Annotated in this window: 3 protein-coding genes and 1 pseudogene; 2 read left to right on the forward strand and 2 right to left on the reverse strand. The window is 70.7% G+C overall.

Annotated features, from left to right (window positions below):
• Positions 1–913 (forward strand): MinD/ParA family ATP-binding protein (locus AO501_RS10195; RefSeq protein WP_055577603.1); only part of this gene is annotated, 913 nt, incomplete at its 5' end.
• Complete coding sequence (gene eccD, locus AO501_RS10200; protein ID WP_055577604.1) at positions 910–2,457, forward strand: type VII secretion integral membrane protein EccD; 1,548 nt, start codon at positions 910–912, stop codon at positions 2,455–2,457. The genes AO501_RS10195 and eccD, both read left to right, overlap by 4 nt.
• Here eccD and AO501_RS10205 read toward each other — a convergent pair.
• Positions 2,454–3,257 (reverse strand): hypothetical protein, encoded by an 804-nt coding sequence (locus AO501_RS10205; RefSeq protein ID WP_055577605.1) that lies wholly within the window; start codon positions 3,255–3,257, stop codon positions 2,454–2,456. The genes eccD and AO501_RS10205 overlap by 4 nt on opposite strands.
• 108 nt (positions 3,258–3,365) lie before the next feature.
• Positions 3,366–4,702: pseudogene (locus AO501_RS37885) on the reverse strand (secretion protein EspK); the annotation flags it as partial.

A 4,702-nucleotide genomic window follows, 5' to 3' on the forward strand; every position in this document is an offset into this window, starting at 1 on the left:
GCCCCGGCCTGCCCCGCCGCCCAAGCCCGCCAAACACGTCCCACAGCGGGGGTGGCGCGGCGCCCTCTACAAGCTCACCCGCATCAATGCGGGCCTGTCCCGCGACGAGAAGTACGACCTCGAGTTACGCGCCCGGGTCCGCCGCAAGCCCCGCGGCTCGTATCAGATCGGCATGCTCGGTCTCAAAGGCGGCGTCGGCAAGACCACGACGACGGTGACGCTGGGCACCATGCTGGCGCAGGTGCGCGGCGACCGGATCCTGGTGCTCGACGCCGATCCCGGCTGCGGCAACCTCGCCGAGCGCGCGGGGCGCACATCGCCGTCGTCCATCGCCGACCTGGTCGCCGACCGGAATCTCTCGCACTACAACGACGTGCGGGCACACACCAGCGTCAACGCCGACAATCTCGAGATCCTGCCGACCGCCGAGTACACCACCGCCCAGCGCGGACTCAGCGGAGACGACCTGCGGTTCGCGGTCGACACGGTGTCGAAGTTCTACAACCTGGTGCTGGCCGATTGCGGGCCCGGCTTGTTCGACCCGGTGACGCGCGGCGTTCTGGAGACGGCATCGGCGATCGTCATCGTGACCAACGTGTCGCTGGACAGCGCGCGGCAAGCCGAGAGCGCGCTGGAATGGCTGCGTCACAACGGCTACCAGGATCTGCTGAGCCGGGTCGCGGTGGTCATCAATCATGTCGCCGTTGGGGAAACCAACGTCGCGGAGAAGCAGTTGGTGAGACAGTTCCAGCAGCTGATCCAACCGAACCGGGTTGTGCTGCTGCCGTGGGACAAGCACATCGCGGAGGGTACTGAGATTCAGCTCGACCGGCTCGACCCCGTCTACAAGCGGCGGGTGCTCGAACTGGCCGCGGCGCTGTCCGATGATTTCGAAAGGGCTGGACGACGTTGAGCGCACCTGCTGTAGCTGCCGGCTCCACCGCCGCGGGGGCCGCCCCCGCCCGACCCGCTACCACGCGGGTGACGATCCTGACCGGCAAGCGGATGACCGACCTGGTGCTGCCGGCGGCCACGCCGATGGGCATCTATATCGACGAAACCGTCTCGGTGCTCGCCGATCTGCTGGAGGACACCCCAGCCGACGTGCTGGCCGGATTCGACTTCAACGCGCAGGGGGTGTGGACTTTCGCCCGCCCCGGCTCGCCGCCGCTGAAACTCGACCAGTCACTTGATGAAGCCGGTGTGGTCGACGGCTCGCTGTTGACCCTGGTATCGGCGAGCCGGACGGAGCGATACCGGCCGCTGGTCGAAGACGTCATCGACGCGATCGCGGTGCTCGACGAATCCCCGGAATTCGACCGGTCGGCGGTCGATCGCTTCATCGCGGTCGCGATCCCGATCCTGGCGCTGCCCATCACCGCCATCGCGATGCGGGCCTGGTGGGTTACCGGACGTCACTGGTACTGGCCGGTGGCCATGGCGGTGCTGGGGATCGCGGTACTCGTTGCCTCATTTGTGGCGAAGCGGTTCTACCAGCGAGCCGAACTCTCCGAATGCCTGCTGATCGCGGCGTATCCGCTGCTGGCGGCCGCCGCCGCGATCGCCGTTCCGCTGCCGCGGGGAACCACGTCACTCGGCGCCCCCCAACTCGCGGCGGCGGCGACAGTGGTGCTGTTCCTGACCCTGGCCATCCGCGGCGGTCCGCGGCATCGCCACGAGGTGGCCTCGTTCGTCGTCATCGCGATGATCGCTGTGATCGGCGCCGCGGTGGCCACCGGCTACGGCTACCAGCACTGGGTACCGGCAGGGGCCATCGCGTTCGGGCTGTTCGTCATCACCACGGCCGCCAAGTTGACGGTCGCCGTGGCCCGCATCGCCCTGCCACCGATCCCGGTTCCGGGCGAGACCGTCGACAACGAGGAACTCCTCGATCCGGTGACCGCCGACGCCGCGAACAACAGCGACACCAACGACGAGACGCCGACCTGGCAGGCCATCATCGCCTCGGTGCCGGCCTCGGCGGCGCGGCTGACCGAGCGCAGCAAGCTGGCCAAGCAACTGCTGGTCGGTTACGTGACCGCGGGGGCGGTGATCCTGGCCGTCGGCGCGATCGCGGTGGTGGTCCACGGCCACTTCTTCGTCCACAGCCTGGTCGTCGCCGGATTGCTGACCGTGCTGTGCGGGTTCCGGTCGCGGCTCTACGTCGACCGCTGGTGCGCCTGGGCGTTGCTGGCGGCGACGGTCGCGATTCCGACAGGTCTGACGGCCCGGCTCAGCCTCTGGTATCCGAACTGGGCGTGGCTGATCCTGACCGGCTACCTGGTGCTGGTGCTGCTGGCGCTGACCATCGTCAGCGCGATGGCCCCGATCCGCCGGCTGTCACCGGTGATGAAGCGAATCTCGGAGCTGATCGACGGTGCGGTGGTCGCCTCGATCATCCCGTTGTTGCTGTGGATCACCGGTGTCTACGACATGGTCCGCAACCTGCGGTTCTAGACCGGGGCCGCGACCGAACCCGGCGCAGGGGTGCCGCCGCCCGCGCTCGCAACCGGAGCGCTGACCAGCGTGGCGCTGCCCGCTGCGGCGCCGTCCGCCGACTCAGCGTCGGGCCCGTCCTTGCCGTCATCATCCTTGTTCTCGTCGTCGGCGGGCTTGGTGTCACTGGCGAGCTGAGCCGAGCTGCCGCCTTGACCCGCCTGCGATGCGGCCTGCTGGATGCTCTGACCGACCTGCTGACCCATCGGAGCCATCTGCTGCGCCATCGGCGCCAGTTGGACCAGCTGCGGAATGGTGGCGGCCACCTGCGGGGACAGCGCTGCGGCTTGCGCGCCGATCTGCGACGCCGCACCGCCGGCAGCCGCGCCCACCGCTTGCTGCGCCGCAGCGGCCGGGCCACCGAGCATCGCGGCGGCCGCACCCGCGCCCGCGCCGGTGCCGGCACCGAGCAGTCCGCTGGACTGAGCCGTCATGGCTCCCATCACGTTGTCGCTCAGCGATTGACCGGCGGCGCCGAACCCGTATTGCGTCAGGGCCTGGCCCAGGGACTGATCGGCCCGGGTGTAGATGTCGGCCGCGGTGCTCATGCTGGTTGCGGTGCGCTTCAGCGAGGCGGTGACGCCGGGCAGGCCGTCGCTGACGAGTGACTCGATGCCCGGCATGGTCTGGCTGATCGCGGCCGACATCGAGTCCGATCCCGGCACGGCCATCGGCGCCGGTGGCGCCGGGAAGACAAGTTCGCCGAGTTTGCTCGCCGCGGCGATCAGGCGGGCGGGATCAACGGCTAGCGGTTCAGCCATCACGGCGTCCCTTCTGTACGTTTCCCATCAGGCAAATTTTACCCGACGTGCCCGAACCCCCCGTGCGGCAATTTGTTTGGGTTTGCCAGGCTCGATGCCCCAGCAGCCTCAGGGCGTCTCGGTCAGGGCGCTGTCCAGCAGCCCGGCCACGTAGCGCCAGTACAGGAAGTCGACCACGGCGGGGCGTTGCGCCTCCGGGTCCGCCGCGGCGTAGGCCTGGTGCAGCGCCAGATCCCGGCTGTGGGCGGCGTACGCGTGGAAGGCCCGCAGGTGCGCGACCTCGCGGCCGGTGGCCGTGCTGGTCATCGGCTTCATCAGGTCGAACCACAGCATGTGCCGCTCGTCATCGGGCACCTTGGCATCCGCGGGCGCGGGCGGCAGCAGGTCCACCAGGTGCAGATCGTCGGTCTCCTGCAGCTGGGCCTGGGCAGACGGGTCGACCACCTCCAGTCGCGGCCGGCCGACCATCTTGCCGCTCTCCGGGATGTCGTCCTCTTCGAGGATGACCTTGGGTGCACCGACGTCGGTGTTCGCCAACTGCTCCGCGGTGCCGATCACGGCGCGCAGCTTGAGGTCGTGGAAGGCGGCCCAGCCCTGAATCGCCATCGCCGGATAGGTTGCGCTGCGGGCCTTTTCGTCGACGGGGACATTGCGGTCGGCGCTGGCCAGGTGCACCTTCGCGGGCAGCTCGACCCCTTCGGGTATGTAGGCCAGGCCGTAGCTGTTGGCCACCACGATCTCGCCGTCGGTGGTGACCGCGGTGACCCAGAAGAAACCGTAGTCGTCGTCGCCGCCGCTGTCGCGTGCATTCAGCGCCGCGGCGACGCGGCGGGCGTACCGCAGCGGGTCCTTCTTGTCACCGCGGGCCGACGCCGCGGCGACGGCGTCGCGAGCGGCACGGGCCGCCGAGACCGGGACCGACGGCAGGGCCGTCACGTCATCACCCGGCGGGGTCTTGTCCTTCTGGTCGTCGTCGCGACGCTCGGGCGGGGCCGGCCGCGCGGGCGCGGCGGTGCGGGCCGAGGCCGCGCGGGTGGTCGCGGTGGCCGGTGCCCGGCCGGCGGCGCCCAACGGCGCCCGTCCGCCCGCGGCGCGCGACCCGGCGCTGGGAGCGGCCGCCGCGCCGGCGGAGGGACCGGCACCCGATGACGCGGCGCCCATTCCCAATCCGGTCGAGGAGCCGCGCGCGGCCGCCGCGGGGATGCCGGTCGCCGCTGCCGGTGCCATGGCCGGCGAGGAATCGTCACCGCGGTGCGACGGGCCCGAGCCGGCCGCCTGACCGGGTTGCGCAGGTGCGTCGACCGCTGCCGCCGGTTTGACGTGCGGGGTGTCGGTACCCGGGGTGGACGGGGTCGACGGCGTCCCCGGGTCGGTGGGTAGCGACGGCTGGTCGGGTGAGGGAGGACCGCCCGGGGTGGGCGCCGGAGCGGGCGCGGGCGCCGGGG

This window comes from Mycobacterium gordonae (genome assembly GCF_001417955.2).
Lineage (GTDB): Bacteria > Actinomycetota > Actinomycetes > Mycobacteriales > Mycobacteriaceae > Mycobacterium > Mycobacterium gordonae_B.